Origin of the sequence: Prosthecobacter sp. (assembly GCF_020439865.1) — a bacterium.
Classification (GTDB): domain Bacteria; phylum Verrucomicrobiota; class Verrucomicrobiia; order Verrucomicrobiales; family Verrucomicrobiaceae; genus Prosthecobacter.
Window position 1 is genome coordinate 1 of the sequence record NZ_JAGRPF010000158.1, and the last position, 4,035, is coordinate 4,035.

General features: G+C 59.0%; 4 protein-coding genes. 2 read left to right on the forward strand and 2 right to left on the reverse strand.

The window, feature by feature from the left end; translation table 11 throughout:
• Window positions 1–1,425 (forward strand): putative Ig domain-containing protein (locus tag KDL09_RS19425; protein ID WP_294388908.1); only part of this gene is annotated, 1,425 nt, incomplete at its 5' end.
• On the opposite strand, the gene KDL09_RS19430 is transcribed toward KDL09_RS19425, so the two are convergent.
• Window positions 1,415–1,861 (reverse strand): hypothetical protein, encoded by a 447-nt coding sequence (locus KDL09_RS19430; protein WP_294388910.1) that lies wholly within the window; start codon window positions 1,859–1,861, stop codon window positions 1,415–1,417. The two genes, KDL09_RS19425 and KDL09_RS19430, sit on opposite strands and share 11 nt — an antisense overlap.
• 4 nt (window positions 1,862–1,865) lie before the next feature.
• Window positions 1,866–3,014 carry a M20 family metallopeptidase gene (locus KDL09_RS19435; RefSeq protein WP_294388912.1) on the reverse strand — a complete coding sequence of 383 codons (1,149 nt, stop codon included), beginning with the start codon at window positions 3,012–3,014 and terminating at the stop codon, window positions 1,866–1,868.
• A gap of 144 nt (window positions 3,015–3,158) precedes the next feature.
• Here KDL09_RS19435 and KDL09_RS19440 point away from each other — a divergent pair, with 144 nt between their 5' ends.
• A complete protein-coding gene (locus tag KDL09_RS19440; protein ID WP_294388914.1) occupies window positions 3,159–3,938 on the forward strand; it encodes a c-type cytochrome in 780 nt (259 codons plus the stop codon).
• The last annotated feature ends 97 nt before the right edge of the window (window positions 3,939–4,035 follow it).

Here is a 4,035-nt window from a genome sequence, read left to right on the forward strand (position 1 = left end):
CCCACCGAGACGGGTCTTTTTCAGGGCTATCAAAGCGCCACGAACGCCACCGGCACGACGGAAGATTTCGCCTACTACCTGATCCTCGCGGCCGAACCGCTGCTCTCCGCAGCCGTGGAGCAGCCTGACACGACGAAGATCATTCCCTTCGGATTCGGCGATCCCTTCAGCCAGACGGCGGTGACTCACGACGGTGAGGACGCAATCGAAACTGCGGTCGTGGGACATGAAGAGTACTCAGGCATCGAGTTCACGGTGAATGGGCCCGCGCGGCTCGACTTCCAGTGGAAGGTGTCCTCCGAAAAGAACTACGACTATCTCGTTCTGACCGTGGACGGCTACGTGCGCGATTACATCACCGGTGAGACTGACTGGACTGCCTCCAGCACCTACCTCGGTGACGGTCCGCACAACGTGGACATCTACTACACCAAGGATCAGGCCGTGGTGAAAGGGCAGGACAAGGGCTGGATCGACCAAGTCGTCATCACGCCGACCACTGCCGCGCCAACGATCATCACCGAGACGATCCATGCCTATCAGGGCGTTTACTTTCGCCATCAACTCGAGGCGACCGACGCACCCTCCAGTTTCAGCGCAGATAATCTGCCGGCCGGACTGATCCTGCATGAAACCAGCGGCCTCATCTACGGCAGCGTCGCCACGATCGGCAGCTATCCGGTGACGATCCACGCGACCAACAGCATCGGCACGACGACGGACACGGTGGTCATCGACATTGCCTCCGTCGCCCTGGGACTGGCGGAAGCGATCGACGCGCCAATGCAGACTGTTGCCACCACCGGAGACCTCACCTGGACACCGCAGCAGTTTTACAGCGGCGACGGAGAGGATGCCGCGCGCAGCGGCCTGATTGACAACCTGCAGGAAAGCATCATGACCACCGACGTCACCGGTCCGTGCAAGGTCACATTCTACTGGGGCATCTCGTCGGAAAAGGACTACGATTTTCTGCGCTTCTACATCGACGATGCGGAGCAGGAAGCCATCAGCGGCGAGGTGGGTTGGACGCGCAAGGGCTTTCTCGTCCCTGCCGGCACCCACACGCTCAAATGGGCCTACATCAAGGACGACTTCACCGCCTCCGGTCTCGACTCCGGCTTTGTGGACCAGTTCGCCATCCATCACGACAATGATGGAGATGGCATTCACTCCGATCTCGAATCCTGGTTCGGCACCAGCGATGACGATCCCGCCAGTCTGCCGCGTACCGTTCTCAGCCGCACCACGGCCACCTCATTGCGGTTTCCCTCCGTCAGCGGCAACGACTACCGCATCGAGTACAGCGACGACCTCATCGAATGGCAGGCCGTGATCGTCACCGCCACCGGCCCCAGCACGACGTGGACGGATCTCAATGCCGTCAAAAAGACCCGACGGTTTTATCGCGTGGTCATTCCGTGAGTCGCTTTTTGCGTCCAATGTATCGATGTTGGTTCTTGCGCATGTGAAGTTTGAGTTCCTCAAAGCCAGCTTGTCCAAGATGATAAGCAAACAAGGTCTCTGATTCTGCGACCTCCTCATAGCTCAACCAACGTGGCATGTCTTCGCGTGCGGCAGGATGTTCGGGCACATGTTCGAGAAAGGACACGATGGCGCAGGTGCACAAATCATCATCAGCAGTTTCGCCACCAGGGGCTTCGATACACCAATCACAAAATTGGTAGATTCGAGCTATCATTGATTCATCAGGCGGAACCTCATCATAGGCGGCTTTGAACGCTGCAAGGAGCTCAAACCACAGCAAATAGGGCGTGTCAGCGTCAGTGAATCTATCCCTGAGTTCTGGAAACAGATTAGAAGCTGTACCCTTCCAAGGCGTTGGGATCGGGCGCGACATGATACTAGAGGCTTTTCAGAAACCGATCAAAGAAGTCCACGCCGTCTTCCAGATCGCGCACCGCGATGAATTCGTCCTTGGTATGCGCCTGGGCGATGCTTCCCGGGCCGATGGCGATCGCGGGCGTGCCGGCCACGGCAAGGAAGGCAGCGTCGCAGAACCACGGGGCACCGGTCAGTTCAGCGCCTGCGGCGATCAGCTTTTGCACGAAGGGATTTGCGGGATCGGTGTCGAGATGAAAGGCCTCGCTGGCGACGGTGACGCGCGCGGTTTCATCCACGTTCTGCACGAATTCGGTCAGCAGCTTCATGGCTCCGCCCGCGCGTTGCAGCCCTGGCGTGGTGCGGATATCCACGCGGAGTTTGCACGAGTCCGCCACGATGTTGCTGCGCGTTCCTCCTTGGATCATGCCTAGATTGATCGTGCTGGCACCAAGCCATTCGTCCTCGCCACCGGCTTCTGACAAGATGACACGGAATTCTCCGTCGAGCGCCTCGACAAGCTTTGCCATCTTCACGATCGCATTTACTCCGAGTTCCGGCGTGGCTCCGTGAACGGCAACGCCGCTGGTATGCACGTCGGCCCACAAGCAGCCTTTATGACGGAACACCGTCTTCAGACTCGTCGGCTCGCCGATGATGGCGAGATCGTAGCGCCCATGATGTTTCGCGAAGTGCTGCGAGCCCAGTTGAGCGCTCTCCTCGGACATGAACCCGGCAAAGTGCACCTCGACCGGCAGGTCGGGAATCTCCTCGCGCATTTCATGCAGCGCCCAGAGAAAGGATGCCATGGGGCCCTTGGTGTCGGACGCTCCCCTTCCCCATATTTTGCCATCGCGCAGCTCACCGCCAAACGGATCGATGGTCATGCCGCCCACGCTCACGGTGTCGGTATGCGGTGCGAAAAGGATGCGGGGCTTGGGTTTTCCATCGGTCGTGAGGTTCGTGGGAAAACGGCCGATCACGTTTGGCCGGCCGGGCTCCACTTCATCCAGAAATGACTCGGCCCCTGAATGCTTCAAAAACTCAGCAACAAACTGCGCGCACTTCTCCTCGCCGATGCCTTCGGTGCCGGGATCGCCGTCAGGATTCACCGACGGGATGCGCACCAGCGCCTGGGTGAGTTCGACGACGTTCTGAGGAAACACGCGCATGGCACAGCAAGGCACAGTCGCGAAGCATGCGCAAGCACGCGCCGGATTTGTCCTGCGGTGCGCGGATTTTGGCAAAGAAGGTCGCCACACCAGTTTAAACCGGCATTGTTGTAACGGGCGTGCAACTTAGCCCGTTTTCTGGCCATGAAATCCATCCGTCAGCCTCTTGCGTTCCTGATTCTCGGACTCAGTGGAGCCATGTCGCACGCTGCCGAACCCGCGCAGATCAAGCCTGTGCATGCCGTTGATCCTGTGCACCCTGCCATCGCCGCCACAAAGGCCACGGATGGCAAAACCATCTTTCAATCGGTGTGCGCACAGTGCCATGGTGCGAAGGGTGAGGGCAAGATCGAGATGAAAACGCCGTCCATTGCAGGCATGCCCTCGTGGTATGTTACCACCCAGTTCGCGAATTTTCGAGAAGGTCGCCGTGGTCAGAATGCAGCCGATGCCCAGCCTTTCATGATGGCCAGCATCGCAAAAGCCTTGCAGCCCGAACAGGTGAAAGCCGTGATCGAGCACGTGGAAAAGATGCCGTTGGTTGTTCCAACCGGCAAGGATCGCGCGATGGCCAATGTGGACACCGGCGAAGGCATGAGGCTCTTCCAAGAACGCTGCATGGAGTGCCATCGCTACAACGCCAGTGGCGAGATGGCCTTCGGCAGCCCGCCTCTCATCGGCCGGCAGGCATGGTATCTGGAGGAACAGCTCAAACGTTTCAAAGCGGGCAAACGGGGCGCGATCAAGAACGATGTGAACGGCGCGAAGATGGTGCAGATGACCACGCTCTTCATCGAGGACGAGCAGATGCTTCGCAATGTGGTGGCCTACATCATGACGCTGAATCCCGACCCTGAAGCGACTCCCGAAGAGCAAAAACGCCAGATTATCGAGGGCAGTCCGTTTGAGAGCGCTTCACGTTGACATCGCACGGTCTACGGTCGGCGCACCACGCGAAATCCCACGTGAGGGAAAGGAGTCATCGCCGGCAGGTCGAAGCGGCTGGCACAGCGTGCATCAC

Coding starts and splice junctions, on each gene's coding strand:
- KDL09_RS19430 (WP_294388910.1), bottom strand. CDS start 1,861: ATGTCGCGCCCGATCCCAACGCCTTGGAAGGGTACAGCTTCTAATCTG.
- KDL09_RS19435 (WP_294388912.1), bottom strand. CDS start 3,014: ATGCGCGTGTTTCCTCAGAACGTCGTCGAACTCACCCAGGCGCTGGTG.
- KDL09_RS19440 (WP_294388914.1), top strand. CDS start 3,159: ATGAAATCCATCCGTCAGCCTCTTGCGTTCCTGATTCTCGGACTCAGT.